This is a genomic window from Stenotrophomonas sp. SMYL20 (genome assembly GCF_036320045.1).
GTDB classification, from domain to species: domain Bacteria; phylum Pseudomonadota; class Gammaproteobacteria; order Xanthomonadales; family Xanthomonadaceae; genus Stenotrophomonas; species Stenotrophomonas maltophilia_A.
Map to the genome: position 1 here is coordinate 204,386 of NZ_JAWIRT010000004.1, position 25,648 is coordinate 230,033.

Here is a 25,648-nt window from a genome sequence, read left to right on the forward strand (position 1 = left end):
GTCGGCGCGCGGTCCAACGCCAACGACACCGCCGTGCTCTGGTAGGTGCCAACCTTGGTTGGCACGCGGCAAAGACGCCCACCAAGGTGGGCATCTACCAGATCATTCCCCGATCCACCCATCCAGCAGGTCGGCGAATTCGTCGGCGTGTTCCTCTTCCTGCGCGAGGATCTCTTCAAGGATGCGCTTGGTGGTGGTATCGCGGTCGCCGATGAAGTTGATCATCTCGCGGTAGCTGTCGATGGCAATGCGTTCGGCCACCAGGTTCTCACGGACCATGTCGCGCAGGTCGCTGCCTTCCTTGTATTCGGCATGCGAGCGCGCGGTCAGCGTATCGGGGTTGAAGTCCGGCTCGCCGCCGAGCTGGACGATGCGCTCGGCCAGCTTGCCGGCGTGCGCCTGTTCCTGCTGTGCATGCTCGAGGAACTCGGCCTTGACCGCGTCGGCCAACATGCCCTTGGCCATGAAGTAATGCCGGTAGTAGCGCAGCACGCATACGTACTCGGTGGCCAGTGCGTCGTTGAGCAGCTTGATCACCACCTTGCGGTCGGCACTGTAGCTGTCGGTGATCGCACCGTCCTCGATGTTGCGTCGTGCACGCTCGCGCAGGGTCTTGCGATCGCTGATGCCGGGTACCTTGGCGGCAGATCTGGGAGCTTTGGCTGGCTTGCTGGACATGGCTGGCCGTTTCCTCTTGCGGTGGAAGATCAGGTGGGCAGGTGGTCCAGCACGTATTCGGCCGAAGACACCTCGAACTGGCCGGGCTGTTCGATCCAGGCCGCGCGCACCACACCGTCGACCACATACAGCGCAAAGCGGCGCGAGCGGATGCCCATGCCCGAGGCACTGGCATCCAGTTCCAGGCCGAGTGCGCGGGTCAGTTCGGCGTTGCCATCGGACAGCATCAGCAGGCCGTCGGGCACGCTCTGGTCGGCAGCCCAGGCCTTCATCACGAACGGGTCGTTGACGGCCATGCAGTAGACGTCGATGCCGCGCTGGCGGAATGCCTGGAACTTCTCGACGTAGCCGGGCAGGTGGCGCGCCGAGCAGGTCGGGGTGAACGCACCGGGCACCGCGAACAGCACCACCTTGCGTGCGTCGAACAGCGAATGCGTATCGAGCGTTTCGATGCCCTCGCGGATGCGCTTGAGGGTCACTTCCGGAATGCGGTCGCCGACATGGATGGTCATGGGGAACTCCTTGCTGGGGCAGGCTAGTGGGCCGGATGGGACAGGGGCGTCAAGACATTGGAAAACCCGTGTGCAGGCCCCATCTTCAGGCTTTGCGGCGGGGGCTTCCAGCCACAGCGTGGCGCATGGGGATGGCAGTCGCATTGCGCAGGATCAGTCGGCCTCACCGTGGCCGCACGAGGGGCGGCGTAGCATGCCGGCGCGTAGAATGAACCCGGGGCGGCGCCACCGGCGCGGCCGAAGCAGATCGAGGTAGCTGGATGGAATTCAAGGATTACTACGCCACCCTGGGGGTGGAACCGAGCGCGGGCGAGGCGGAGATCAAGACCGCCTACCGCCGGCTGGCACGCAAGTACCACCCGGACGTCAGCAAGGAGGCCGGGGCCGAAGACAAGTTCAAGGCGGTCAACGAGGCCTACGAGGCGCTGCGCGATCCGGAAAAGCGCGCGGCCTACGACCAGCTGCGCGCGCAGGGCTATCGCCCGGGCGAGGAGTTCAACGTGCCGCCGAACTATGGTGGTGCTGGCGGTTTCAATTTCGAGGAAGTATTCGGCGGTGGCGGCCCCAATGGAGGCTTCAGCGACTTCTTCGAGAGCCTGTTCGCGCGCCAGCGTGGCGGTGGTGGCGCTGGTCCGGGGCCGGGCTTCAGCAGCCAGGGCCACGCGCCCAATCGCGACACCCGCGCCAAGCTGTCGGTTCCGCTGGAAGCGGCCTACAGCGGCGACAGCCTGCGCATCACCGTCAACGGCAAGCAGCTGGACGTGCGCGTGCCCAAGGGCATCCGCCCAGGCCAGGTGATCCGGCTGGCCGGGCAGGGCAACCATGGCGGCAACCTGCTGCTGGAAGTGGAATATGCCGCCCACCCACAGTTCGAGGTCGATGGCCGCAACATCCTCTATACGCTGCCGGTGACCCCGTGGCAGGCCGCGCTGGGTACCAGCATCAGCGTGCCGACCCTGGGTGGAGCGGTGGAATTGAAGATTCCGGCCGATTCCGATGCCGGCCGCAAGCTGCGCCTGCGTGGCCGTGGGCTGCCAGGCAGCCCGGATGGCGACCAGATTGTTGAAATCGAGATCGTGGCCCCGGCCGCGACCGACGAGGCGCAGAAGAAGGCCTACCGGAATCTGGCCAAGGCCTTCGGCGAGACCATTTGAAGGTAGTGCCGGCCGCTGGCCGGCAACTTCATTGCCCGGGACGATGATGCGTGGTTGCCGGCCAGCGGCCGGCACTACCGCGCGTGTCTCAGCCCTGGCCGGCGAACACCCGTTCCAGCACCTCGGACAGCTCGTCTTCCGAGAACGGCTTGGTGATGTAGGCCTTGGCGCCCTGGCGCATGCCCCACATGCGGTCGGTGTCCTGGTCCTTGGTGGTCACCAGGATCACCGGGATATGCCGGGTCGCCTCGTCGCGGGCGAGGGTGCGGGTGGCCTGGAAGCCATTGAGGTTGGGCATCACCACGTCCATCAGGACCAGGTCGGGCAGCTCGGCCTTGGCGGTTTCGACCCCGGCGGCGCCATCGGTGGCGGTCAGGATCTGGTGCCCGAGCTTCTCGACGATGCGCTGTATCCCCAACAGCTGCGACGGTGAGTCGTCGACGATCAGAATGCGTGCCATGTTGTTCCCCATGTAATGCCCGCAGTGTAGTGCGGGCCCATTACTGGCGGGAGGGGCGCATCTGCCGTCCGTCGCCTGCCTGCGACGTTCAGTCGATCCGCACCACTGTGCGGCCCAGCGAACCGCCCGCCAGCATCCGTTCGAACACGGCAGGAAGGCCATCGAGGCCGACTTCGGCGGTGCAGATGCGGTCCAGGTGCTGCGGCTTCCAGTCACTGCCCAGCCGCGACCACACTTCTTCGCGCAGCCCACGCGGTGCATTGGCCGAGGACACGCCCAGCAGTGACACGCCGCGCAGGATGAACGGCATCACCGTCATATCCAGCGTCGGGCTGGCTGCCAGGCCGGCACTGACCACGCTGCCGTAGGGCACGGTCTGCGCCAGCAGGCTGGCCAGCATGTCGCCTCCGGCATTGTCGAGGCCCCCGCCGAAGCGGGCCGACTGCAGCGGGCCGGTGTCGGACAGTGCCTCGCGCGGTAGTACTTCAGTGGCGCCGATACCATGCAGGAACTCGGCCTGGTCCGGTTTGCCGCTGACTGCGTGCACGGTGTAGCCGGCACGACTGAAGATCGACAGCGCCAGCGCGCCGACACCGCCGCTGGCGCCGGTGACCGCCAACGGGCCGAGTTCCGGCACCTGCCGGTTGTCCTGCATGCGCAGCAGCGCCAGCGCCGCCGTGAAGCCGGCGGTGCCCAGCACCATCGCCTCGCGCGGGCTGAGCCCGGCCGGCTGGGCAATCACCGCACGCGACTCCAGCCGCACATACTGGCTGTAGCCGCCATCGCGGGTTTCGCTGAGGCCGCAGCCGGTGGCCAGCACCGCATCGCCTTCACGCCAGTCTGGATCGGTGCTGGCAACCACGGTGCCGGCCACGTCGATGCCCCCCACCAGCGGGAAACGGCGCAGGATCCTGCCCTTGCCGGTGCCGGCCAGGGCATCCTTGTAGTTGACCGAAGACCAGTGGGCGCGGATCAGTACCTGGCCGGGGTTGAGGTCGTCGACATTGAGCTGGGCCAGGCCGCTGCGGTAGCCGGCGTCGTCGTTTTCGATGCGGAAGGCGGTGAACGGGGTGGTGGGGGCCATCGGCGTTGCCTGACTTCGAGGAAAACGCCACCTTACCCCGTTGCCCCCCTTTCGATCCTGCCGATCCGCCCCATCTTGTATGATCGGTGATGGTTTCACGGCTGGTGGTGCGGGAAGGGCCCGCGCCGCAGCCCAAATCTTGATGGAGCGTGCATGGCCTGGAATACACCCGGCGGCAACAAGGGCGGACAAGGCCCCGAGGACAATCGACGCGGGCCCTTCGGGTCGCGCGGCGGTGGCAATGGTGGTGGCTGGGGCGGACTGCCCGGGCCGCTGAAGGACCTGTTCGACGGCGGCATCATGCGTTGGGTGGTGGCAGCCGTGGTGTTGCTGGTGCTGTTCTCCAGCTTCCAGCTGATCGGCGAACAGCAGCGTGGCGTGGTGCTGCGCTTCGGCCAGTTCTCGCGCATCCTGCAGCCCGGCCCGAACTTCAAGCTGCCGTGGCCGATCGAATCGGTCACCAAGGTCAATGCCACCGAGATCAAGACCTTCTCGATCCAGGTGCCGGTGCTGACCCGCGACGAGAACATCGTCAACGTCTCGCTGAACGTCCAGTACCGCATCGACGACCCGCAGCAGTACCTGTTCGGCACGGTCGATGCCAACCAGGTGCTGGAGCAGTCGGCGCAGAGCGCGGTGCGCGAGGAAGTCGGCCGTGCTGACCTCAACGCCGTGCTGAACAACCGTGGCCCGCTGGCCGTGGCCGCCGAGGAGCGCCTGCAGGCACTGCTGAAGGCGTTCAAGACCGGCCTGACCGTGACCGGCCTGACCCTGCAGGACGCCCGTCCGCCGGAAGAAGTGAAGCCGGCCTTCGACGAGGTCAACGGTGCGCAGCAGGTCAAGGAACGCCTGATCAACGAAGCCCAGGCTTATGCCGCCAAGGTCGTGCCGGAAGCCCGAGGCCAGGCCTCGCGCGCCCGTACCACCGCCGAAGGCTACAAGCAGGCCGTGGTCTCCAAGGCCGAGGGTGACGCGCAGCGCTTCAGCCTGTTGCAGGCCCAGTACAAGGACGCCCCGGAAGTGACCCGCAAGCGCCTGTGGCTGGAGACCGTGCAGCAGGTGCTGAGCGAGAACCGCAAGGTGATCGGTGGCGATGGCCGCCAGCTGATCTACGTGCCGATGACCGGCGATACCCGTCCCACCACCTCGGCGCCGCCGGGAGTGACCAATCCGGAGGTGGTGATGCCGTCGCTGCCGGGTGCAGCGGCGGAAGCTTCCCGTGATCCGGGCCGGCCGGTGGGCCGCCCGACCGGGCGACCGAGCGGCCGTGAGGAGGGCAGCCGATGAAGAGTCCTATCTGGATCGCCGTGATCGTGGCGGTGGTGCTGGGCCTGCTTGGCTCGGTGTACGTGGTCCGCGAGGACCAGACCGCCATGGTGCTGAACCTGGGCAAGGTGGTGCGTTCGGACATCAAGCCGGGCCTGCACTTCAAGGTGCCGGTGGTGGAAACGGTGAAGGTCTTCGACCGCCGCTTCCAGGTGCTCGACACCGCCCCGGCGCGTTACTTCACCGCCGAGCAGAAGGACGTCAGTGTCGACTTCTTCGCCATCGGCTACATCTCCAACGTGGGTGACTACTTCCGTGCCACCGGTGGCGATCCGCGCATCGCCAACGCCCGCCTGGCACCGATCATCACCGACTCGCTGCGCAACCAGATCAACTCGCGCACCCTGCAGCAGCTGGTCTCCGGCGACCGCAGCGAGCTGATCGCCGAGCAGCTGAAGGGGATCAACGAAGCGGTGGCGGGCCTCGGCATGCAGATGATCGACCTGCGCATCAAGCAGGTGGACCTGCCCACCGACAGCCAGGTGATCAATGACGTGTACGAGCGCATGCGCGCCCAGCGCAAGCAGGAAGCGGCCAAGCTGCGTGCGGAGGGCGAGGAGCAGTCGTTGACCATCCGCGCCCAGGCCGACCGTGACAGCACCGTGCTGATCGCTGAGGCCGAGCGTGATGCACAGCGCCTGCGCGGTGAAGGCGACGCCGATGCGGCGCGCATCTATGGCAAGGCCGGCTCGGCCGACCCGTCGTTCTATGCGTTCTACCGCAGCCTGGAGGCCTACCGTGGCTCCATGACCGACGGCAACGGCGTGATCGTGCTCGACAAGAACGACCCGTTCCTGCAGTACCTGAAGAACGACCGCTGAGGTCGCAGGGCAGTACCCCACGGGGCCCGGCCAGATGCCGGGCCCCGTGCTTTTTCCGGAGTCCCCCATGAAAGATCTGTTCGCCGCCGTCTGCCTGGTGGCGGTGCTGGAAGGCCTGTTCCTGTTCGTCGCCCCGTTCGCCTGGAAGCGCATGGCCGAGCGCCTGCTGGACCTGCCCAGCCCGGCCCTGCGCAGCTTCGGCGGGCTGGTGCTGCTGGCCGGCCTGAGCCTGCTGTGGTGGGCGCGGCATTGAAAGGGTAGTGCCGGCCGCTGGCCGGCAACCTGGGATCGCCCACCAGCGGCCGCCTGCGTTCACATGCGTGGCCCGGCTCTGGTAGATGCCAACCTTGGTTGGCATTGCCGGCCAGCGGCCGGCACTACCGGGAGGTGCCTGACCGGCCGGCACATGCGTGGTCCGGCTCTGGCAGATGCCAACCTTGGTTGGCATTGCCGGCCAACGGCCGGCACGACCGGGCGGGGCGGCTGACCGGCCGGTGAAGCCGTCCGTCGGAAAGGTGGCACCCGACCCCGGAAACCCGGATAATGCACAAAAGCCGGACGGGCCTCCCCGTTCGGCTTTTTCCGTGTCTGGGCCTTCCATCGCCGGCAGCTCCCCGTTTGGAGCCGCCCTCCAGGTGCTGGCCAGCCCCGCCACGGTTCAACCGTCCGCGGCCCCGATGGCCGCAACATATGAGGAGCCCGTCATGGGTCAGTCTGTCGTAGTGTTGGGTGCCCAGTGGGGCGATGAAGGCAAGGGCAAGATCGTCGATCTGCTCACTGAGGAAATCGGCGCCGTCGTGCGCTTCCAGGGCGGCCACAACGCCGGCCACACCCTGGTCATCAACGGTAAGAAGACCGTCCTGCACCTGATCCCGTCGGGCATCCTGCGTGACGATGCGCTGTGCCTGATCGGCAACGGCGTGGTGATCTCGCCGGCCGCGCTGCAGAAGGAAATCGCCGAGCTGGAAGCCTCCGGCGTGGAAGTGCGTTCGCGCCTGAAGATCTCCCCGGCCGCGCCGTTGATCATGCCGTACCACATCGCCCTGGACCAGGCGCGCGAGCGCGCAGCCGGCGGCAAGGCGATCGGCACCACCGGCCGTGGCATCGGCCCGGCCTACGAAGACAAGGTGGCACGTCGCGGCATCCGCATCGCCGACCTGCATTACCCGAAGCAGCTGGAAGAGCTGCTGCGGACCGCGCTGGATTACCACAACTTCGTGCTGACCAAGTATCTGAACACCGATGCGGTCGATTTCCAGAAGACCTTCGACGAAGCGCTGGCCTTCGGCGAATACGTGCAGCCGATGAAGTCCGACGTGGCCGGCATCCTGCACGACCTGCGCAAGCAGGGTAAGCGCGTGCTGTTCGAAGGCGCGCAGGGTGCGCTGCTGGACATCGACCACGGCACCTACCCGTACGTCACCAGCTCCAACACCACTGTTGGTGGTGCATTGGCCGGTTCCGGCGTCGGCGCCGATTCGATCGACTACGTGCTGGGCATCGCCAAGGCCTACGCCACCCGCGTCGGCGGTGGCCCGTTCCCGACCGAGCTGGACGACGAAGTCGGCCAGGGCATCCGTGACCGCGGCGCCGAGTACGGTGCCTCGACCGGCCGTCCGCGTCGCTGCGGCTGGATGGACATCGTCGCGCTGAAGCGCGCCGTGGCCATCAACGGCATCAGCGGCCTGTGCATCACCAAGCTGGACGTGCTGGATGGCATGGAAAAGCTGAAGGTCTGCATCGCCTACGAATACAACGGCAAGCGCACCGAGTACGCGCCGCTGGACGCGCAGGGCTGGGAAGACTGCACCCCGGTGTACCTGGAGTTCCCGGGCTGGAGCGAGAACACCCACGGCATCACCAACTGGGACGACCTGCCGCCGGCCGCACGTGCCTACCTGCGTTCGCTGGAAGAGCTGGCCGGTTGCCCGATCAGCATCGTCTCCACCGGCCCGGACCGCGACCACACCATGGTCCTGCAGGATCCGTTCGCCTGAGGTAGCGCCGGGCGCTGCCCGGCGTAGGTGACAGTAAGAGCCCCGCGAAAGCGGGGCTTTTTCGTTACTGTGTCAGCGGGGTCGGCGAGGAAGCAAAGCGATGACCAGGATGTCAGCGTGAAGGGCGAAACGGTCGTGCGGATCACCCTGTGGGTGTTGTGGAGCCTGTGGGGCATCGCCTGCCTGGTACTGGTGCTGGGCGCGGCCGCCAATACCCTGGCTTCGCGCACGCAGACGGTGCCGTTGGTGCTGAGCCCTGGCGCAACCGCCCAGATCACCGTCTACCGCCTCATCGATGATCAACTGCGGCTGCGCCTGCGCTATGCCGCGGACGGTACGGACGCTGACCCCGAGGTGCTGCTGCGCATCGAAACTCCGACCGATCATGGAGACTTCCGCGCAGGGGAGCGTTCGGGAGTGGCCGGGCAGGGTATCAATCGTGGGCTGGCTTCGGTTGAGCCCAGCGGCCTCATGGCGCCCTACTTCGGCTATGGCCGCGGCGACGCATTGCCACGCGGCCGCTCATGGGTGCGGGTAACCGTGCTGGAGGTGGACCCGGCGCTGGCCGATCGCGCGGCCACCGTCGAGCTGCAGCCGCCACTGGACCTGTTGAAGCTGACTGACCTGGATTATGTCTGGTTGTGGCCGTTCTTCTTCTGGAAAGTGGCGGCACTGCTCCTGTTGATTCCAGGGGCTGCCTTGGCGGTGTTCACGTTTACCTTGCGGCGCTGGCAGCACCGGGCTTCGAAGCAGGCGGATTCAGCAGTGGGTACGGATTGATCGATTCGCCCTTCCACCACTGTTTCTCCGGTCCCAGCACGTGCACCTCGAAATGCAGGTGCGGGGCCTCAGCGCTGGCGTTGCCGGTACTGCCCACGTAACCGATCACCTCCCCGCGCCTGATCACCTGCTTTTCGGTCAGGCCATCGGCATAGCGCTGCAGGTGCGCGTAGTAGTAGCACCAGCGTCCGCTGGGCTCGAACTGGTAGACCGTCAGGCCACCGCGCTCGCTGTCGAACAGTTTTTCCACCGTGCCATCGGCCACTGCCAGCACCGGCGTACCGGCATCGGCCATGATGTCGATGGCATCGTGCACGCGGCCTTCGCTGCGCGCATCGGTGAACGTGTCGCGCAGCTGGGAGGCCAGGACGCCCTGTACCGGCAGCAGCAGACCCGACGGCGCATCCGCAGTCCGCGCGGCTGACGGTACGGTGGCGGCGGGGGCAGGGGCCGTGTCGAGCGGCGCTACGGATCCTTTGGCCGGCGCCACAGCTGCTGCCGGTTGTGCTTCCGGCAGCGAGGCGGCTACCGGCTCGCCTGCATCGCGGCGCAGCCACCAGCCGGCCCCCAGTCCCAGCAGAACACCCAGCACGATCAGCTGCGAAAGACGCATCGGCTCACTCCTGCATCACCACGGGGACGGAGGTATCCACCGCATCGGCCACGCGCAGCGCATCCCAGTTGGTCATGCGCACGCAACCATGTGACTCGGTCTTGCCGACATGGCCGGGCTCGGGCGTGCCATGCAGGCCGTAGTGTGGCTTGGACAGGTCGATCCAGACCCGCCCGACTGGATTGTTCGGGCCCGGCGGCAGTGTCGCCTTCTTTTCGCCCTTGCGCGCATCCCAGAACAGCTTGGGGTTGTAGTGGAACGGCGGGTCGCGATACACGCCCAGGATCTTCCATTCGCCGATCGGCAGCGGATCATGCTGGCTGCCGGAGGAAACCGGCACCTGAGCGATCACCTTGCCCTGCGCATCCAGCAGCTGCAGCGTGGAATCGGATTTGTCGACCACGATCTTCGCCGCCTTCGGCAATGCGGCCAGTGCGATGTTGGGTACCTGGATGCGGCTGCCAGCCTTGGTCAGGTCCACGCCGGGATTGAGCACTTTCATCAGCTCAGGGGAGGCATGGAAGCGCTCGCCGAGGGCTTCTTCCACACTGCCGTAGCCCAGCGATGTGAGCTTGGCCTGGGCGGCGGGCCCTTTCGGAGTGGCCTGGAACGGACCGGCGACATCCTCAGCAGTCAGCGTGTAGCTGGCCAGCGGCCCAACGGTATCGGCCTGCAGGGCCTTCCAGGTGGTGTCGTCCAGTTCACCCGTTACGTCCAGCCCGTGCGCTGCCTGGAAACCCGACACCGCGCGCCGCTGGTTGCTGCCCACTTCGCCATCGATCTGGCCAGGGGAGAAGCTCGCGCGATCCAGCAGCACCTGGGCGTGCAGCGCGGAGTGGGGTGCGGTGTCCGGTCCGGCCGTTTCGGCAATGGGTGCGGGCAAGTGGGGCGGCGGCGCCTGCGCGAAGGCTGGCGACGCCAGCAGCGAGAGAGCGAGCAGGGTGGATCGGGACACGGGCAAGGGCATTGGGATCTCCAGCAGGTCACGCCACCACCTTGCCCGCAGCAGCCGCCGAGCCACCGTGAAAGGGATCTGATGCCCGCATGAGCAGCCATGGGTATTGCAGCCGTGTCCAGCGCGCAGGTGCTGCTGCGCAGGGGCTCACCAAGGTGAACGGTGGCCGACGCCGTCGACGGACGGCGATCAAGATTGCCTGCCGGGCCGCCGATAAGGGCGCATCCCCCCGTTTTGGATACCCCCATGAACTACTTGAGGAACGTCAGGGTTGCCTGGCGTCTTGGGCTGGGCTTTGGCCTGTTGCTGCTGCTGGTTGCCGCCGTGGTGGCCACCGGCGCCACCGCCAGTGTCGTGCAGAAGCGCGCGATGCAGCAGGTGGTCGATGTCAGCGTGGCCAAGGTGCGCCTGCTGTCGCAGATGCTCGATGCCAACAACCAGATGATGGTCGTTCGCCGCGAGATGCTGATCCGCCAGGGCGATGACCGTGGCCATGATGAGCAGCGCATCGCCGATCTGGTCAAGCGCTATGAGGCCAGTTGGACGGCCTACCAGGCGCTGCCCAGCGACGCCGAGGGCAAGGCCATTGCCGAAACCATCGCCGCCAAGCGTGCCATCGCGCGTCCGCTCAACAAGCAGACCAGCGAACTGATGGAGCAGGGCGACTACCCGGGCGCCGTGGCGCTGACCCTGGGCCCGGTGCAGGAAGCCGCCAACGGCTGGAACAAGGCGCTGTCCGATGGCGTGGACTTCGAAGAGAAGGAAAGCCGTGAGGCGGCCGCCGAGGCGATCCGCCTGGGCGAGCGCAGCCTGCTGCAGCTGCTGGTGCTGGGCGGCGTCGCGCTGCTGGTGGGCATCGGTGCCTCGGTGATGATCGGTCGCAGCCTGACCGGCCCGTTGGCCCGCGCGGTGAACCTGGCCGAACGCCTGTCCAAGGGCCAGCTGGACCAGGAGTTCCGCCTCGGCGGCCGTGACGAACTGACCCAGTTGGGCGAGGCGATGGCCAGCGTGCGGCAGAGCGTGCAGGCGGCGATCGGCGCACAGCTGCAGATGGCCGAACAGCATGAGGCGGGCGCGATCCGCTATCGCATGGACGCCACGGCGTTCCCCGGTGACTTCGGCCGCATGGTGCAGGCCACCAACAGCCTGGTCGAATCGCACGTGCAGGTGGAGCTGCTGATGGCCGAAGTGATGCAGCGCTACGCCATCGGCGACCTCAGCCGCGACCTGCCCGACTACCCGGGCGAGAAGGGCACGCTGACCCGTACGTTGGCCGCGGTGAAGCAGAGCCTGATGGCGATCAACGCGCAGATCGATGAACTGGCCCGCGCCGCACGCGCTGGTGATTTCAGCATGCGTGGTGATGCCGCTGCGTTCCAGTACCAGTTCAAGGCGATGGTCGAACATCTCAACGGCATGATGGCCAGTTCGCAGGCCAGCATCGCCGATGTCTCCGACGTGCTGCGCGCGATCTCGCACGGCGACCTGACCGCACGCATGGACGGCGAGTACGACGGCGTGTTCGCACGCATGCGCGACGATGCCAACACCACCACCGCACAGCTGACCGGCATCGTGCGTGGCATCCAGGTGGCTGCCGACAGCATCAACAACGCGGCGCAGGAACTGGCCGCCGGCAACAATGATCTGTCGCGCCGCACCGAGCAGCAGGCAGCCAATCTGGAAGAAGCGGCCGCATCGATGGAGGAACTGACCTCCACCGTGCGCCAGAACGCCGAGCTGGCGCGTCAGGCCGACAGTGAAGCGCATGCGGCCGGTGCCGCCGTGCGCGAGACCGAGCAGGCGATGGCACAGATGGCCTCGGTCATGGGTGAGATCGACCAGTCCTCGGCACGCATCTCGGAAATCTCCACGGTGATCGACGGCATTGCGTTCCAGACCAACATCCTGGCGCTGAATGCTGCGGTGGAAGCGGCGCGTGCAGGTGAGCAGGGGCGTGGTTTTGCCGTGGTTGCCAGCGAAGTGCGCACGCTCGCGCAGCGTGCCGGTGTCGCCGCCAAGGAGATCAAGGAACTGATCGAAGATGCCGCTGCCAAGGTGAAGAGCGGCCTGGCAGTGACCGTTGAATCGGAAGCCGCGATCGCCCGCGTAGCCCAGGCAAGTTCGCGCACCACCCAGCTGATGAGCGACATCGCAGCGGCAAGCAAGGAACAGGCCGCCGGTATCGAGCAGGTCAACCAGGTGGTGGTGCAGATGGACCAGGTGACCCAGCAGAACGCTGCGCTGGTGGAAGAAGCCACCGCCGCCAGCCGCGCACTGGAAGAACAGGCGCATGCACTGACCACGTCGGTGTCGGTGTTCAAGGTGGAAGGCGCAGCAGCTTCGGTTGTGACGCGTCGCGCAGCCTGAGCAGACTGCTGAACCCGTGACAGGAATACGGCCGCCCTGAGCGGCCGTATTCCCATTGCCTGCTCAGACAGGCCGACACACCGCCATCATTGTTCAAGAACACTGCCGAGCATGGCCCCCACCGCATACAGCACGACCAGGGTAGGGGGCATCACCAGCAGGTAGACGGTCGTCCAGGTCTTTCCGGATAGCCACCCACCCATGCCGATGACGTTGAGTGCTGCGGTCTGCAGCATCACCGGCAGCTGCATGAGGATGTAGGCGCTCTTGGGGTCGCTGTTGGCCTGGGCATCGAGCACCAGCCAAGTGGTCAACGCGAGATAGAGTGCGCATACGGCTAGGCCGGTCCAGCTGAGCCAGCGTGACTTGCGCATGCCGCCTTCTCCGTTCCGTCTGGACTACCAGCGTAGCGCCGCGTGCGCCGCCGTGCACTTCCTTGGGCCGAGCCAATGAGTGAAGCTGCAGGCGGGGAGCCGTGCGAAGAAACTTGATGGGTGATCAACGTGATGAATGCAGTGATGCTGCCGGTCGTGATGCTGCCAGGCCTGGATGGCACCGGCCTGCTGTCGGCGCACTTCGTAGAGGCGATGCAGGCGCGGGGCATGCAGATGCAGGTACTGCCGATGCCCGCGCAGGGGCCACAGGACTACACCACGTTGGCGTCGACTCTGCGCCCGCGGCTTCCTGCATCTCCCTTTGTGCTGTTGGCCGAATCGTTCGCCGGGCCACTGGCCATCGAACTGGCGGTGGCCGGGCAGCCTGGATTGCATGGGTTGGTACTGAGTACGACCTTCGCACGGCGGCCGGTACCGCTGCCTGCGGCGAGCGCACGGATACTGGCTCCAGCGTGGCCCTTGCCGCCACTCGCATTGATGGCCCGGTTGTTGCTGGGGCAATGGCGGACGCGCGCGAACCTGCATGAGCTGCGCCTCGCAATCGCGCAGGTGCCGGCTGCAACCCTGCGCCAGCGTGCTGCGGCGACGCTGCAGGTGGACGTTCGTGCACTGCTGCCGGAACTCGTGTTGCCGACGCTTTGCCTGCATGCCCAGCAGGACCGCCTGCTGTGGCCGCCCAGCGTGGCCGAGCTGCAGGCCTTGTTGCCCGATGCCCGCCATGTGTCGTTGCAGGGGCCACATCTGCTGCTGCAGGCGCGCGCTGATGCAGCTGCAGCCGAAGTTGCCGCGTGGATGAGGACGCTGTCGCCCTGATTGAAGGGCTCAGCCGCGCGCGCGGGTACGTGCTGCTTTCTTCGCCGCCACCTTGCGCACGGTCTTCTTCGCCGCACGGGTCTTCGCCGCCTTCTTTGCGGCAGCGCTGCGTGAGGCGGTGGTGCTGGCCTTCTTGGCCGTCGTCTTCTTTGCTGCCTTCCTCGTGGCCGCCTTGCGGGCCGGGGCCTTCTTCGCTGCTGCCTTCTTCGTAGCGGCCTTCTTCGCCACCTTGCGCCCACTGCCACTGCGCTTGCCACCGCCATCCTGCTTGTTCACAGTGGCCCAGGCGATGCGCTCTGCGGTGCTTTCGCTGGCACCGCGCTCGCGCTCGCTCTCTTCGATGTGCTCGGCCTGGCGCTTCTGCTTTTCGGTATAGGCGGACTTGTCACCGCGGGGCATGGCCGGTTCTCCGGTGGGGGCTGGCCCCCACGGTGGGCCTGGCGGCGTTAAGCGCAAGTCCCGCAAGGGTGATCGCACCGGCAAGGGGCCTCGGCTATGCTTGTGGCATGCGAGTCGAGCCCGCCGACATCGAAGCCCTGTTCGACGCCATCCCGGATGTGCTGTTCTTCATCAAGGACCTTCAGGGGCGTTACACCCACGTCAACCAGACCATGCTGCGGCGGCTGGGTCTGCGCGCGCGCAAGGACGTGATCGGGCGTACCGCGGCCGAGATCTACCCGACCGGCCTCAGTGCGGACTACGTCGACCAGGACGCCCGCGTGCTGTCCGGTGAGGTGATCGAGAACCTGATGGAGCTGCACCTGTTCGCCAACCGCGAACCGGGCTGGTGCCTGACCTGCAAGCGCCCGCTGGTGGTCGATGGGGCCATCGAGGGCCTGATCGGCATATCCCGCGACCTCGGCCAGAAGGACAGCCTGGGCACCCAATACGAGCAGCTGCGGCTGGCCCTGGCCCACCTCAATGCGCACTACGCCGAGAACGTGCGCATGCAGACCCTGCTGGACATCACCGGCTTCTCGCTGTCGAAGCTGGAGCGCAGCTTCCGCAAGGTGTTCCAGATGACCCCGCAGCAGGTGCTGACCCGGCTGCGGATCCAGATGGCCATGCACCTGCTGCACGGTGACGACAGCATCGCCTGCATCGGCCAGGCCTGCGGTTTCAGCGACCAGAGCGCCTTTACCCGCAAGTTCAAGGCTGAAACCGGTTTCTCGCCGCGCGCCTACCGGGCCCGTATTGGTGGCAACGTCGGCGAGCCGGCGCTGGCCTGAGCCGCCTGCTGCGCTGTGCCTATCCCCGTGGGCACGGGACAGGGTAAGGTGTCGCCCCTGTAGCCCGCCGCCAGCCCCGCCGATGCCCAACTCGATTCCGACCGCTTCGCCGTCCCGCCTCGGACATTCGCTCAAGCCCCGCCAGCTGATCATGATGGGTCTGGGCAGCGCCATCGGCGCCGGCCTGTTCCTCGGCTCGGGCGTGGGTGTACAGGCGGCCGGCCCGGCGGTTCTGGTGTCGTATCTGGTCGCTGGTGCGCTGGTGATCATCGTGATGAACGCACTGGGCGAGATGGCGGCGGCCAAGCCGACCAGTGGCGCGTTCTCGGTCTACGCCGCTGATGCCATGGGAGCTACCGCCGGCGCCACCGTGGGCTGGCTGTGGTGGGTGCAGCTGGTGATCGTGATCGCCGCCGAAGCCGTCGGCGCGGCCGGGCTTCTTGCCACGGTCTGGCCGGCGATACCGGTACCGATGGCGGCGCTGGCCTTCATGCTGTTCTTCACCGCGATCAATCTGCTCGGGGTGAAGAACTTCGGCGAGTTCGAGTTCTGGTTCGCCATCCTCAAGGTGGCGGCGATCCTGGCCTTCATCGCCATCGGTGTGGCGCTGCTGATGGGCTGGCTGCCGCAGGTGACTTCGCCGGGTCTGAGCAACTTCACCGAGCATGGCGGCTTCGCGCCGAAGGGGCTGGCCGGGATCGGCGCGGCACTGCTGGTTGTCGTTTTTGCCTTTGGCGGTACCGAGATCGTGGCCGTGGCGGCGGCCGAAACCGAAGATCCCGAGCGCAGCATTGCCCGTGCCATCCGCACCGTGGCCTGGCGCATCCTGGTGTTCTACATCGGCTCGCTGAGCGTGATCATCGCCGTGGTGCCATGGACCAGCGAGGCGCTGAAGTCGCCGTTCGCTGCGGTGCTGGATATTGCCCGCATCCCGGGCGCGGGTACGGCCATCACCCTGATCGCCGTGATCGCGCTGCTGTCGGCGCTCAATGCCAACCTCTACGGCGCCTCGCGCATGATGTATTCGCTGGCGCAGCGCCGCGAAGCCCCGGCCGTGCTCGGCTGGACCGACCCGCGCCAGGTGCCGGTGATCGCCGTGCTGGCCAGCGTGCTGTTCGGCTTTGCCGCCACGGTGATGGAACTGCTGTTCCCGGACCGGGTACTGCCGGTGCTGCTGAACATCGTCGGTTCCACCTGCCTGCTGGTGTGGACGCTGTCGCTGGTGTCGCAGCTGGTGCTGCGTCGCCGCGCGGATCGCCTGGGTACCCGCCTGCCGTTCCGCATGGCCGGCTTCCCGTGGCTGACCTGCTGCGCGCTGGCGATCCTGGCACTGATCTTCGGCCTGCTGCTGAGCGAGTCGCACACCCGCCTGCAGTTCCTGTCGATGGTGGCACTGACTGCCACGATCGCCGCCAGCAGCGCCATCGCCCGGCGCATGCGCGAGGCGTGACTGAAGCTGCCGGCCAGCGGCCGGCACTACCACGGGGGCTGCACATCCGCCGTGCCATCCTGATCGTGTGGGCCGTCCGCGGCCCGTCGACCAGGAGTACCGCATGCTGCGCAGCCGCCCCTTCCTGATGTTCACCGGCCAGGCCGAAGCGGCCCTGGCCCTGTATGCCGAGGCCTTCGCCGATTTCCGCCTGCTGGCAATGCAGCGCCATCCGGACGGCGCCGGTGCCGGCGTGCCCGGGCAGGTCCGCCAGGCCATCTTCCTGCTCGGCGGCACCCATTACCTGTGCTTTGACAGCCTGGACGTGCACGATTTCACCTTCTCACCGTCGATCTCGCTGTTCGTGGAGTGCTCCGGCGCCGAGCAGTTCGAACGTGCCGCACGCGTGCTGGGTGAGGGCGGCCATTGGTTGATGCCGGCGGGTGACTACGATTTCAGCAACCGCTACGGCTGGGTGCAGGACCGCTTCGGTGTCTCGTGGCAGTTGAGCCTGGGGCAGATGCCGGATCCGTGATCGGATGTTTGTGGGTGTGGACCTTGGTCCACACGCGCTTATGAAAACGGCCCGCTTGCGCGGGCCGTTCTGTTTACCGATGCAGCGAGGAATCACGCCTCGACTTCATCATCCTTGTAGGCATCGACCGGGATGCAGGCGCACATCACGTTCTTGTCGCCGTACACGTTGTCCACGCGTGCCACCGGCGGCCAGTACTTCTGCAGCTTCAGGCTCGGCAGCGGGAACGCAGCCAGTTCACGCGGGTAGGCGTGGGTCCACTCGCTAGCGGTCACCGCGGTGGCAGTGTGCGGCGCGTTCTTCAGCGGGTTGTCCTCGCGGTCCAGGCGGCCGTCTTCGATCGCGGTGATTTCCTCGCGGATCTGGATCATCGCGTCGATGAAGCGATCCAGCTCATGCAGCGACTCGCTCTCGGTCGGCTCGACCATCAGCGTGCCGGCCACCGGGAAGCTCAGGGTCGGGGCGTGGAAGCCGAAGTCGATCAGGCGCTTGGCCACGTCCTCGGCGCCGATGCCGCTGGTCTTCTCCAGCGGGCGCACGTCCAGGATGCACTCGTGTGCCACCAGGCCGTTGCGGCCGGTGTACAGGGTCTTGAAGTGCGGGGCCAGGCGCTTGGCGATGTAGTTGGCGTTGAGCTGCGCGACCTGGGTGGCCTTGCGCAGGCCGTCGCGGCCCATCATCGCGATGTACATCCAGCTGATCGGCAGGATCGAGGCGCTGCCGAAGCTGGCCGCGCTGACCATGCCGACCGGGCCGTTGTCACCCAGCTTGCCCGGCAGGAACGGGGCCAGGTGCTCCTTGACCGCGCACGGGCCGACGCCCGGGCCGCCACCACCGTGCGGGATGCAGAAGGTCTTGTGCAGGTTCAGGTGCGAAACATCCGAACCCCACTTGCCCGGCTTGGCCACGCCGACCAGGGCGTTCATGTTGGCACCGTCGGTGTACACCTGGCCGCCGTGCTTGTGGATGATCTCGCAGATCTCCACCACCTCTTCCTCGAACACGCCGTGCGTGGACGGGTAGGTCATCATGATCGCGGCCAGGCGGTCGCTGTACTTCTCGGCGTTGAGGCGGATGTCCTCGACGTCGACGTTGCCGTTGGCATCGGTCTTGGTCACCACCACCTTCATGCCGCACATCTGTGCCGAGGCCGGGTTGGTGCCGTGCGCCGAGTCCGGAATCAGGCAGATATCGCGATGTTCCTCACCGCGCGAGCGGTGGTAGGCGCGGATCGCCAGCAGGCCGGCGTACTCGCCCTGCGCGCCGGAGTTCGGCTGCAGGCTGACCGCGTCGTAGCCGGTGCATTCCACCAGCATCGCTTCCAGCGTGTCGATCAGTTCCTTGTAGCCCAGCGCCTGGTCGGCCGGCACCAGCGGGTGGATCTGCGAGAACTCCGGCCAGGTCACCGGAATCATCTCGGCGGTGGCGTTGAGCTTCATGGTGCACGAGCCCAGCGGGATCATCGTGCGGTCCATCGCCAGGTCCTTGTCGGCCAGCGAACGCAGGTAGCGCAGCAGCTCGTGCTCGCTATGGTGGGTGTTGAACACCGGGTGGGTCAGGAACGCGGACTGGCGCAGCAGGCCGGCCGGCAGCGCATCGGCAGTGCTGGCATCCAGTGCGTCGACGTCCAGCGAGGCACCGAACACGGCAGCCACGGCGACGATGTCGGCGCGGGTAGTGGTCTCGTCCAGGCTGATGCCGACCGAGTCGCTGTCGATCGCGCGCAGGTTGTAGCCGGCGGCGCGGGCCTTGGCGTGGATCTCATCGGCGTGCACGCCGGTGACATGCAGGGTGTCGAAGAAGTCGCCACCGACCTGCACGCCTGCATTGCGCAGCGCTGCGGCCAGGATCGAGGCCAGGCGATGGGTGCGGCGGGCAATGCGGGTCAGGCCTTCCGGGCCGTGGTAGACGGCGTACATCGACGCCATCACCGCCAGCAGCACCTGTGCAGTACAGATGTTGGAGGTGGCCTTCTCGCGGCGGATGTGCTGCTCGCGGGTCTGCAGGGTCAGGCGGTAGGCCGGGTTGCCCTGCGCGTCGATCGAGACGCCGATCAGGCGGCCCGGCATCGAGCGCTTGTAGGCGTCACGGCACGCCATGAAGGCGGCGTGCGGGCCACCGAAGCCGAACGGCACGCCGAAACGCTGGCTGTTGCCAACCACGATGTCCGCGCCCCATTCGCCCGGGGCGGCCAGCAGGGTCAGGGCCAGCAGGTCGGTGGCCACGGCCACCAGGCCGCCGCGTGCGTGCACGGCATCGACCAGCGCCTTGTAGTCGCCGACCTGGCCGAAGGTGTCCGGATACTGCAGCAGCAGGCCGAAGGCTTCCGCTTCCAGCGCTTCGGCCGGAGTGCCGACGCGCAGCACGATGCCCATGGGCTCGGCGCGGGTGCGCAGCAGTTCCAGCGTCTGCGGGTGCACGGCGTCGTGCACGAAGAAGGTGTCCGACTTCGACTTGGCCGAACGCTTGGCCAGGGTCATCGCTTCGGCGGCGGCAGTGGCTTCGTCCAGCAGCGAGGCGTTGGCGATTTCCATGCCGGTGAGGTCGGCGCACAGGGTCTGGAAGTTGATCAGCGCTTCCATGCGGCCCTGCGAGATTTCCGCCTGGTACGGGGTGTAGGCGGTGTACCAGGCCGGGTTTTCCAGGATGTTGCGCAGGATCACGTTCGGCGTGTGGGTACCGTAGTAGCCCTGGCCGATGAAGCTGCGCAGCACGGTGTTCTTGTCGGCGATCGCACGGATCTTCGCCAGTGCCTGCACTTCGGTCATCGACTCCGGCAGCGCCAGCGGCGCCGGCGACTTGATCTTGGCCGGTACGATGGCATCGGTCATGCCATCCAGCGACGCGTGGCCGACGACATCGAGCATCTGCGCGATCTCGGCGTCGTTGGGGCCGATGTGGCGCTCGACGAACGCATTGTGGTGCTCGAGCTCACGCAGGGAAGGGGTGTTCTGGGACATGGCGAAGGATCCGTCAGGAAAGGGCACACGCACGGGCACAAGCCGCCGGTCGGCGGTCTGCGGGGCGCCCCTCTGTCCTTTTGCCTGAGAGTTTAAAAGCGCGGCGGACCGCAGCTTCGTGCCCCTTCGGCGCCGGATCGAACCGGTCTCTCCAGAGTTCTGTTACGGGTGGTATCGGGCCTGAGCGATTACGGGCGTTGCGCCTTCGGCAGCGGTGTTCCGCTTCTCCCACCGTGTTGCCCGCTGATTATAGCCCGTTGCGGGCCCGCCGGCCGCCTCCAGGCATGGCCGCCGCGCCTGAATGGCCGATGGCCCAGTCGTGCGTTTTGTGCACCGCTGCATGGCATCGGGCGCAATCCCCACCTATGATGGGCGGATACCCGAATTCATCTGGCGCCGTCCCTGCAGAAGGGGACCGGCGCCCGCCGTGCGTGCCGCGCATGGCCCTGCCGGACGCCTTCCCCATGACCGCCGCTGTTGCTCCCTCCACCCGCCGCATGGCCCTGCTGCTCGCCGGTCTGGCCATGTTCGGTCCGTTCTCGATCGACACCATCTTCCCGGCGTTCCCGCAGCTGGCCCAGCGCCTGGCGGTGGACGAAGTGGCGGTGCAGCAGACCATCAGCGTGTACCTGCTGTTCTACGGCCTGATGAGCCTGGCGCACGGCCCGCTGTCCGATGCCTGGGGCCGCAAGTGGGTGATCCTCGGTGGCCTGGTGGTGTTCGTCGGCGCCTCGGTCGGCTGCGCGCTGTCCACCGACCTGACCACGCTGCTGGCGTTCCGCGCGTTGCAGGGCCTGTCGGCGGGTGTCGGCATGATCGTCGGCCGAGCGGTGATCCGCGACCTGTACCACGGCCATGACGCGCAGCGGCTGATGAGCCAGGTGTCGATGCTGTTCGGCATCGCCCCGGCGATCGCCCCGATCATCGGTGGCTGGATCCTGCTCAGTGGCGCCGGCTGGCCGCTGATCTTCTGGTTCCTGGTGGTGTTCGGGCTGGTCCTGCTGGCGGCCACTGCGCGCTACCTGCCGGAGACCCATCCGGTTGAAGCGCGCGTGCCGTTGTCGCCGCGCACGTTGATGCGTGATTACCTGCGCATCGGCTTCAACCCGCGCTTCCTGCGCCTGGCGCTGGCCGGCAGCATCGGCTTCGGTGGCATCTTCCTGTACATCTCCTCGGCGCCGGTGTTCGTGATGCAGCACCTGCATCTGGGCGAGGGCGGCTTCGCCTGGCTGTTCATCCCCACCATCGGCGGCATGACCACCGGCTCGTTCCTGTCGGGGCGCATGGCCGGGCACACCACGCCCACCCGCCAGGTCGCGATCGGTTTCGTCCTGTGCGCGCTGTCGGTGCTGCTGAACGTCGGCTACGTGGCGCTGGCCCCGCAGTTCGTGCTGCCGTGGGCGGTGCTGCCGATCTTCCTGGGCGGCATGGGCATGGCGCTGATTTTCCCGATCCTGGCGCTGGCGGTGCTGGACATGTACCCGCACCAGCGCGGCCTGGCCTCGTCGCTGCAGGCCTTCGTGCAGCTGATGATCAGCACGGTGGTGGCCGGCGTGGTGTCGCCGCTGCTCAGCGCCAGCCCGCTGCACCTGGCGTTGGGCCAGGCTGCCTTCTTCGGCGCCGGCTTCGTGTTCTGGTACTGGGAACACCAGCGTGAACGTGCGGCGCAGGCAGTCTGCACGGGTCACTGAGCAGCGTGCAGGGGTAGGGCAGGCCGCGACGCCGGCAGCGCTTGCGACGGGAAACCACCGGACTAGGCTGGGCACTCCAGCCAGCCGGTGCACGGGTGCACGACAGCCAGCCAATCCGATGTCGTTGCATGAGGTTCCCCCATGGCTGCGCAGCAGACCTACCGCCTGTTCGAGGTGGCGCTGAAGGAGCGCCGCGTTCTCTCCCCTTCCCTGGACCGCATGGTGTTCACTGGCGCCGACGTGGCGCGGATGAAGACCGAAGGCCCGGACCAGCGGATCAAGGTGTTCTTCCCCTTGCCCGGCCAGGACCTGCCGCAGGTCCCCAGCGGCGAGGACTGGTACCCACGCTACCGGGCGCTGCCGGACGATCAGCGCCCGCCGATGCGCACCTACACCATCCGCCAGCTGCGTGCCGAGCAGGGCGAGGTCGACGTCGATTTCGTCATCCACGGGGTGACCGGACCCGCTTCGCGCTGGGCCATGCATGCACGGCCGGGCGATCGCGTGGTGCTGCTGGCCCCCGACGCCGACTGTGCCGAGAGCAGCGAAGGCTGGGAGTGGAAGCCACCGGCCGGTGTCGGCCAGGTACTGCTGGTGGCCGATGAAACGGCGTTACCTGCGGTGGCGGGCATCCTCGAAGAGCTGGCGGCCATGCCTGATCCGCCGCGCACGCTGGCGTTGCTGGAAGTGGCCCAGGCCGGCGATGCGGTGCCGTTGAAAGCGCCGGGCACCGCCGAGCTGGTGTGGTTGCCGCGTGGGCAGGCCGCCTATGGCCAGCCGCTGCTGCAGGCGGTCCAGGAACGGCTGTCAGCGACCTCGAGCGTGGCTGCTGGCGATGCGCTGGAGGAGATCGACGTCGATACGCAGATCCTCTGGGAGCAGGCCGACACCTGCGTGGCCGGGCCGCTGTACGCCTGGGTGGCGGGCGAGGCGGGGGCGGTGATGGCGATCCGCCGCCACCTGGTGCGCGATTGCGGGCTGGACCGCCGCGCGATCACCTTCATGGGCTACTGGCGGCACGGCAAGGTGCTGGACTGACCATGCTGGATCGAGCACGCGTGAAGCAGCGCTGCGGGCGGGGTGCGCTATCCTTGCGCCCCCCTTCGCAGCGGTACCGCACCATGTCCACCAGCTCCAAGACCCGCCGCGACCAGCGCCGTCGCCAGGAAAAGCAGGCCGCCAACAAGGCCGCCGCGCAGGCATCGCCGGTGGAACCGCATGCCGAGCTGCGCGATGCGCAGCGCACCCTGCTGGCCGGTGTCGTGCGCCGTGACGGCGAATGGGTGCTGGGCATGGACGGCCGCATCGCTGGCCACAGCGAGAGCGCTGCGCAGGTGCTGGCGCTGATCATGCAGGCCGGTGAACTGCACGAGCGCAACGGCACGCCGGTGCGCCTCATGTACTCCGATGCGCTGCGCGATGCCGCGCAGGCCGAAGCGAAGGAGAAGGGCCAGACCTTCGAGGAATTCAAGGCCGAGCTGGCCGCAGCGATGGCCGCGAAGAAGAACAGCTGACAGGCATTTCGGTAGAGCCGGCCGCTGGCCGGCTGCCAGACAGATGTCCACCGTGCAGTTGCCGGCCAGCGGCCGGCACTACCGGAAAGGGGCGGATCCTCGCGGACCCGCCCCTTTTCTCATTTCGCCGCCGGGGCCGCGTTGGCCTGCCAGCCGCACATCTGGCCTTCGTTCTGCTGCTTCAGCCACTCGTTGACCGGGGTGAAGTACTCGATCATCGGGCCGGCATCGAGCTTGTCGGTGCCGGTCAGCTCCTTCAGCGTGGCCTGCCACGGTTGGCTGGCACCCTTGCTCAGCATCGCCCAGTACTTCTGGCCGGCTTCCTTGTTGCCGTAGAAGGTGCACTCATGCAGCGGGCCCTTGTAGCCGGACGCGTCGCACAGGCCCTTGTAGAACTGGAACTGCAGGATGCGCGCCAGGAAGTAGCGGGTGTACGGGGTGTTGCCCGGCACGTGGTACTTCGCGCCCGGATCGAAGAACTCTTCGCCACGGGTGCTGGCCGGCGCCACGCCCTGGTACTTGGCCTTCAGGTCCCACCACGCCTTGTTGTAGTTGTCGGCGGTGATCGAACCATCGAACACGCCCCAGCGCCAGCGGTCGATCATCAGCCCGAACGGCAGGAACGACACGCCCGACAGCGCCATGCGCATCTGGTTGTTGATGACCGCTTCGCGGCTTTCGGTCGGCGCATCAACCAGGCCGATCGAGCTGAGGTACTTGGGCGTCATCGCCAGCACGATGGTGTCGCCGATCGCTTCATGGAAGCCATCGTTGGCACCGCCCTGGAACAGCGGCGGCAGCGGGTTGTAGGCCAGGTCGTAATAGATGTGGCCCAGCTCGTGGTAGATGGTGGTGAAGTTCTCTTCGTTCGGCTTGATGCACATCTTGGTGCGCACGTCGCCTTCCATGTTCATGTCCCAGGCGCTGGCGTGGCAGACCACGTCGCGATCGTCGGGCTTGATGAACTGGGTCTTTTCCCAATACGACTGCGGCAGCGACGGCATGCCCAGCGACACGTAGAAGTCCTGGGCGCGCTCGGTCATCTGCCTGGCGGTACGCAGTTCGGCCTCGCGCTGTGCCTTGTACTGCGCCGCTACGTTGGCATCCTTGCCGGCCTTGGCCAGCGCCGCGCTCAGGTTGGTCTGGTACTGCTTTTCAAGCGCTGCAGTGATGTCCAGGCTGCCGGCACCCGGATACGGCTCCAGCTGGTCCCACAGATTCGACCAGTCCTGCTGCCACATGTTGCCCAGCAGGTGCGCGGCGATCAGGCCGTTGCCTACTTCGGCCTTGTCCTTGCCGTAGGTCTTGTCCAGCTTGCCGCGTGCGTAGCAGTGCAGCTGCTCGTACATCGGCTTGACCTGTTCCCACAGGCGATCGGTTTCCGGGCCGATCTGCTCCGGCGGCATGTCGTAGCCGCTGCGCCACATCTGGCCGGCATCGGTGAAGCCCATGCCCTTGGCACCTTCGTTCACCAGACCGACAAATTTCTGGTAGTCGCCGCGCATGCTCTTGGTGGTGCTGTGCCAGCCCTGCCAGGCGTCGAGCTGCTTGTCGTAGTCGCGGCTGCGTGCCAGCACCTGCTCCAGCTCGCCCAGCTGGCGGCAGGAGTTGGGATCGTTGGCATCGGTGCAGTACTTGCCGGCACCGTAGCTGCCTTCCATGCGGGTGGCGATCTGGGTCAGCTCGGCCAGCTTGGCAGGGTCACGCGGTGCCGGCATCGAGGACATCAGCTTCAGCAGGTGGATCGCGCGCTTGCTGTCCTCGCTCATCGGCTTGCCGTCGAACTTGGCGGCCTGTTCGATCCAGCTGTTGAGCTGGGTCAGCGAGCGCTCGTTGGCCTTGGCCGCGATGCGCTCCGAATCACTGTTGATGTAGGTGGAGGACAGCCACTGCGCCGAGGTCATCTCCGGGTAGGCGGCCTTGAACTCGGCATTGATGCGGGCCACGAACTGGTCGGCGGTTTCGCCGGCCGGGGTGCTGCTGCTGGCGGTATCGGTGCCTGGGGCAGCTTCCTTCTTGCAGGCGGCCAGGGCCAGCGTGGCGGCGGCGACAGCCGAGGCCAGCAGGAGATGACGGTGTTTCACGGGCGGTCCTTGGGTGGTGAACGACGGCCGAAGGCTAGTGGGCAGTCGCCGCCACCGCAAGTGGCGGAAGTCGGTTGGGTTCGGCAGGGCTGCGCCCTGCACCTGCCGAAGCCTTCAAGCAACGTCAACGTCAGAAGCGGGTATTCCGTGGTTTGGCGGGGCGGTGTCGGAGTGCGGGGACGCCGCAAGTACGTCCCTGTAGGCTTGGCAGCCGCCTCCATGCGGCTGACACCCCGCACTCCGACACC

Annotated in this window: 24 protein-coding genes and 1 riboswitch; of the genes, 14 read left to right on the top strand and 10 right to left on the bottom strand. The window is 67.0% G+C overall.

Translation table 11 applies throughout. The features are described from left to right. Positions 1-102: 102 nt before the first annotated feature. Positions 103-678 carry a ferritin-like domain-containing protein gene (locus tag V3B48_RS04765; protein ID WP_110713170.1) on the bottom strand — a complete coding sequence of 192 codons (576 nt, stop codon included), beginning with the start codon at positions 676-678 and terminating at the stop codon, positions 103-105. Positions 679-707: 29 nt separating this feature from the next. Then, positions 708-1,190, bottom strand: a complete 483-nt coding sequence (locus tag V3B48_RS04770) for a peroxiredoxin (protein ID WP_110713168.1) — start codon at positions 1,188-1,190, stop codon at positions 708-710. A gap of 260 nt (positions 1,191-1,450) precedes the next feature. Here V3B48_RS04770 and V3B48_RS04775 point away from each other — a divergent pair, with 260 nt between their 5' ends. Then, entirely contained in the window at positions 1,451-2,344 is an 894-nt protein-coding gene (locus V3B48_RS04775) for a DnaJ C-terminal domain-containing protein (RefSeq protein WP_180838652.1), read from the top strand. Positions 2,345-2,432: 88 nt separating this feature from the next. Here V3B48_RS04775 and pilH read toward each other — a convergent pair whose 3' ends face one another. Continuing rightward, the gene (gene pilH / locus V3B48_RS04780; RefSeq protein ID WP_005410644.1) at positions 2,433-2,804 is read right to left on the bottom strand and encodes a twitching motility response regulator PilH; all 372 of its coding nucleotides are present in this window, start codon (positions 2,802-2,804) and stop codon (positions 2,433-2,435) included. A gap of 88 nt (positions 2,805-2,892) precedes the next feature. Next, on the bottom strand, positions 2,893-3,888 hold the full coding sequence (locus V3B48_RS04785; protein ID WP_329893303.1) for a YhdH/YhfP family quinone oxidoreductase: 996 nt from the start codon (positions 3,886-3,888) through the stop codon (positions 2,893-2,895). 153 nt (positions 3,889-4,041) lie between these two features. Here V3B48_RS04785 and hflK point away from each other — a divergent pair, with 153 nt between their 5' ends. The 5 genes from hflK to V3B48_RS04810 all read left to right on the top strand — a co-directional run bounded on the left by hflK (position 4,042) and on the right by V3B48_RS04810 (position 8,812). Then, on the top strand, positions 4,042-5,175 hold the full coding sequence (hflK, locus tag V3B48_RS04790; protein WP_049401370.1) for an FtsH protease activity modulator HflK: 1,134 nt from the start codon (positions 4,042-4,044) through the stop codon (positions 5,173-5,175). Next, positions 5,172-6,035: a protease modulator HflC gene (locus V3B48_RS04795; RefSeq protein WP_010482785.1), complete on the top strand. Its 864-nt coding sequence runs from the start codon at positions 5,172-5,174 to the stop codon at positions 6,033-6,035. Before hflK ends, V3B48_RS04795 begins: the two co-directional genes overlap by 4 nt. 67 nt (positions 6,036-6,102) lie before the next feature. Beyond that, on the top strand, positions 6,103-6,288 hold the full coding sequence (locus V3B48_RS04800; RefSeq protein ID WP_005410640.1) for a DUF2065 family protein: 186 nt from the start codon (positions 6,103-6,105) through the stop codon (positions 6,286-6,288). Positions 6,289-6,739: 451 nt separating this feature from the next. Further along, positions 6,740-8,032, top strand: a complete 1,293-nt coding sequence (locus V3B48_RS04805; protein ID WP_014038120.1) for an adenylosuccinate synthase — start codon at positions 6,740-6,742, stop codon at positions 8,030-8,032. A gap of 117 nt (positions 8,033-8,149) precedes the next feature. Beyond that, on the top strand, positions 8,150-8,812 hold the full coding sequence (locus V3B48_RS04810; protein WP_329893305.1) for a hypothetical protein: 663 nt from the start codon (positions 8,150-8,152) through the stop codon (positions 8,810-8,812). Here the strand turns inward: V3B48_RS04810 and V3B48_RS04815 are convergent. Both V3B48_RS04815 and V3B48_RS04820 read right to left on the bottom strand, forming a co-directional pair. Next, positions 8,748-9,425 (bottom strand): M23 family metallopeptidase, encoded by a 678-nt coding sequence (locus tag V3B48_RS04815; RefSeq protein ID WP_329893306.1) that lies wholly within the window; start codon positions 9,423-9,425, stop codon positions 8,748-8,750. The two genes, V3B48_RS04810 and V3B48_RS04815, sit on opposite strands and share 65 nt — an antisense overlap. A gap of 4 nt (positions 9,426-9,429) precedes the next feature. Continuing rightward, positions 9,430-10,392, bottom strand: coding sequence for a murein L,D-transpeptidase (locus tag V3B48_RS04820; protein WP_329893307.1), 963 nt, complete (start codon positions 10,390-10,392; stop codon positions 9,430-9,432). A gap of 234 nt (positions 10,393-10,626) precedes the next feature. Between V3B48_RS04820 and V3B48_RS04825 the strand changes: the two genes are divergently transcribed. After that, on the top strand, positions 10,627-12,750 hold the full coding sequence (locus V3B48_RS04825) for a methyl-accepting chemotaxis protein (RefSeq protein ID WP_329893308.1): 2,124 nt from the start codon (positions 10,627-10,629) through the stop codon (positions 12,748-12,750). Between the two features lie 86 nt (positions 12,751-12,836). Here V3B48_RS04825 and V3B48_RS04830 read toward each other — a convergent pair whose 3' ends face one another. Then, positions 12,837-13,124 (bottom strand): hypothetical protein, encoded by a 288-nt coding sequence (locus tag V3B48_RS04830; protein WP_012511830.1) that lies wholly within the window; start codon positions 13,122-13,124, stop codon positions 12,837-12,839. A gap of 132 nt (positions 13,125-13,256) precedes the next feature. Here V3B48_RS04830 and V3B48_RS04835 point away from each other — a divergent pair, with 132 nt between their 5' ends. Next, entirely contained in the window at positions 13,257-13,958 is a 702-nt protein-coding gene (locus V3B48_RS04835; protein ID WP_329893315.1) for an alpha/beta hydrolase, read from the top strand. Positions 13,959-13,967: 9 nt separating this feature from the next. Here V3B48_RS04835 and V3B48_RS04840 read toward each other — a convergent pair whose 3' ends face one another. Then, positions 13,968-14,357, bottom strand: a complete 390-nt coding sequence (locus V3B48_RS04840) for a hypothetical protein (protein ID WP_329893309.1) — start codon at positions 14,355-14,357, stop codon at positions 13,968-13,970. A 107-nt stretch (positions 14,358-14,464) separates the two neighbouring features. Here V3B48_RS04840 and V3B48_RS04845 point away from each other — a divergent pair, with 107 nt between their 5' ends. The 3 genes from V3B48_RS04845 to V3B48_RS04855 all read left to right on the top strand — a co-directional run bounded on the left by V3B48_RS04845 (position 14,465) and on the right by V3B48_RS04855 (position 17,151). Beyond that, a complete protein-coding gene (locus V3B48_RS04845) occupies positions 14,465-15,187 on the top strand; it encodes an AraC family transcriptional regulator (protein WP_032127825.1) in 723 nt (240 codons plus the stop codon). An 82-nt stretch (positions 15,188-15,269) separates the two neighbouring features. Continuing rightward, positions 15,270-16,637, top strand: a complete 1,368-nt coding sequence (locus V3B48_RS04850; protein WP_014038111.1) for an amino acid permease — start codon at positions 15,270-15,272, stop codon at positions 16,635-16,637. A 103-nt stretch (positions 16,638-16,740) separates the two neighbouring features. Then, positions 16,741-17,151 (top strand): VOC family protein, encoded by a 411-nt coding sequence (locus V3B48_RS04855; protein WP_329893310.1) that lies wholly within the window; start codon positions 16,741-16,743, stop codon positions 17,149-17,151. Between the two features lie 92 nt (positions 17,152-17,243). On the opposite strand, the gene gcvP is transcribed toward V3B48_RS04855, so the two are convergent. Further along, positions 17,244-20,111 (bottom strand): aminomethyl-transferring glycine dehydrogenase, encoded by a 2,868-nt coding sequence (gcvP, locus tag V3B48_RS04860; RefSeq protein WP_180838655.1) that lies wholly within the window; start codon positions 20,109-20,111, stop codon positions 17,244-17,246. 62 nt (positions 20,112-20,173) lie between these two features. Continuing rightward, positions 20,174-20,276, bottom strand: a riboswitch (glycine riboswitch). Positions 20,277-20,575: 299 nt separating this feature from the next. Here gcvP and V3B48_RS04865 point away from each other — a divergent pair. From V3B48_RS04865 to V3B48_RS04875, 3 genes are all read left to right on the top strand, one after another. After that, on the top strand, positions 20,576-21,802 hold the full coding sequence (locus V3B48_RS04865) for a multidrug effflux MFS transporter (protein ID WP_329893311.1): 1,227 nt from the start codon (positions 20,576-20,578) through the stop codon (positions 21,800-21,802). 141 nt (positions 21,803-21,943) lie between these two features. Beyond that, complete coding sequence (locus tag V3B48_RS04870) at positions 21,944-22,840, top strand: siderophore-interacting protein (RefSeq protein ID WP_317218251.1); 897 nt, start codon at positions 21,944-21,946, stop codon at positions 22,838-22,840. 83 nt (positions 22,841-22,923) lie between these two features. Beyond that, positions 22,924-23,316, top strand: a complete 393-nt coding sequence (locus V3B48_RS04875; RefSeq protein ID WP_008265644.1) for a hypothetical protein — start codon at positions 22,924-22,926, stop codon at positions 23,314-23,316. A 119-nt stretch (positions 23,317-23,435) separates the two neighbouring features. On the opposite strand, the gene V3B48_RS04880 is transcribed toward V3B48_RS04875, so the two are convergent. Then, positions 23,436-25,400 carry a M2 family metallopeptidase gene (locus V3B48_RS04880; RefSeq protein WP_329893312.1) on the bottom strand — a complete coding sequence of 655 codons (1,965 nt, stop codon included), beginning with the start codon at positions 25,398-25,400 and terminating at the stop codon, positions 23,436-23,438. Positions 25,401-25,648 lie beyond the last annotated feature (248 nt).

What these genes read in the sequence shown, in the direction of transcription:
- V3B48_RS04820 (WP_329893307.1), bottom strand. Translation starts at nt 10,392, where the DNA reads ATGCCCTTGCCCGTGTCCCGATCCACCCTGCTCGCTCTCTCGCTGCTG.
- V3B48_RS04835 (WP_329893315.1), top strand. Translation starts at nt 13,257, where the DNA reads ATGAATGCAGTGATGCTGCCGGTCGTGATGCTGCCAGGCCTGGATGGC.
- V3B48_RS04775 (WP_180838652.1), top strand. Translation starts at nt 1,451, where the DNA reads ATGGAATTCAAGGATTACTACGCCACCCTGGGGGTGGAACCGAGCGCG.
- V3B48_RS04830 (WP_012511830.1), bottom strand. Translation starts at nt 13,124, where the DNA reads ATGCGCAAGTCACGCTGGCTCAGCTGGACCGGCCTAGCCGTATGCGCA.
- V3B48_RS04845 (WP_032127825.1), top strand. Translation starts at nt 14,465, where the DNA reads ATGCGAGTCGAGCCCGCCGACATCGAAGCCCTGTTCGACGCCATCCCG.
- V3B48_RS04815 (WP_329893306.1), bottom strand. Translation starts at nt 9,425, where the DNA reads ATGCGTCTTTCGCAGCTGATCGTGCTGGGTGTTCTGCTGGGACTGGGG.
- V3B48_RS04765 (WP_110713170.1), bottom strand. Translation starts at nt 678, where the DNA reads ATGTCCAGCAAGCCAGCCAAAGCTCCCAGATCTGCCGCCAAGGTACCC.
- V3B48_RS04840 (WP_329893309.1), bottom strand. Translation starts at nt 14,357, where the DNA reads ATGCCCCGCGGTGACAAGTCCGCCTATACCGAAAAGCAGAAGCGCCAG.
- V3B48_RS04825 (WP_329893308.1), top strand. Translation starts at nt 10,627, where the DNA reads ATGAACTACTTGAGGAACGTCAGGGTTGCCTGGCGTCTTGGGCTGGGC.
- pilH (WP_005410644.1), bottom strand. Translation starts at nt 2,804, where the DNA reads ATGGCACGCATTCTGATCGTCGACGACTCACCGTCGCAGCTGTTGGGG.
- hflK (WP_049401370.1), top strand. Translation starts at nt 4,042, where the DNA reads ATGGCCTGGAATACACCCGGCGGCAACAAGGGCGGACAAGGCCCCGAG.
- V3B48_RS04875 (WP_008265644.1), top strand. Translation starts at nt 22,924, where the DNA reads ATGTCCACCAGCTCCAAGACCCGCCGCGACCAGCGCCGTCGCCAGGAA.
- V3B48_RS04795 (WP_010482785.1), top strand. Translation starts at nt 5,172, where the DNA reads ATGAAGAGTCCTATCTGGATCGCCGTGATCGTGGCGGTGGTGCTGGGC.
- V3B48_RS04870 (WP_317218251.1), top strand. Translation starts at nt 21,944, where the DNA reads ATGGCTGCGCAGCAGACCTACCGCCTGTTCGAGGTGGCGCTGAAGGAG.
- V3B48_RS04865 (WP_329893311.1), top strand. Translation starts at nt 20,576, where the DNA reads ATGACCGCCGCTGTTGCTCCCTCCACCCGCCGCATGGCCCTGCTGCTC.
- V3B48_RS04785 (WP_329893303.1), bottom strand. Translation starts at nt 3,888, where the DNA reads ATGGCCCCCACCACCCCGTTCACCGCCTTCCGCATCGAAAACGACGAC.
- V3B48_RS04800 (WP_005410640.1), top strand. Translation starts at nt 6,103, where the DNA reads ATGAAAGATCTGTTCGCCGCCGTCTGCCTGGTGGCGGTGCTGGAAGGC.
- V3B48_RS04850 (WP_014038111.1), top strand. Translation starts at nt 15,270, where the DNA reads ATGCCCAACTCGATTCCGACCGCTTCGCCGTCCCGCCTCGGACATTCG.
- V3B48_RS04770 (WP_110713168.1), bottom strand. Translation starts at nt 1,190, where the DNA reads ATGACCATCCATGTCGGCGACCGCATTCCGGAAGTGACCCTCAAGCGC.
- V3B48_RS04855 (WP_329893310.1), top strand. Translation starts at nt 16,741, where the DNA reads ATGCTGCGCAGCCGCCCCTTCCTGATGTTCACCGGCCAGGCCGAAGCG.
- gcvP (WP_180838655.1), bottom strand. Translation starts at nt 20,111, where the DNA reads ATGTCCCAGAACACCCCTTCCCTGCGTGAGCTCGAGCACCACAATGCG.
- V3B48_RS04805 (WP_014038120.1), top strand. Translation starts at nt 6,740, where the DNA reads ATGGGTCAGTCTGTCGTAGTGTTGGGTGCCCAGTGGGGCGATGAAGGC.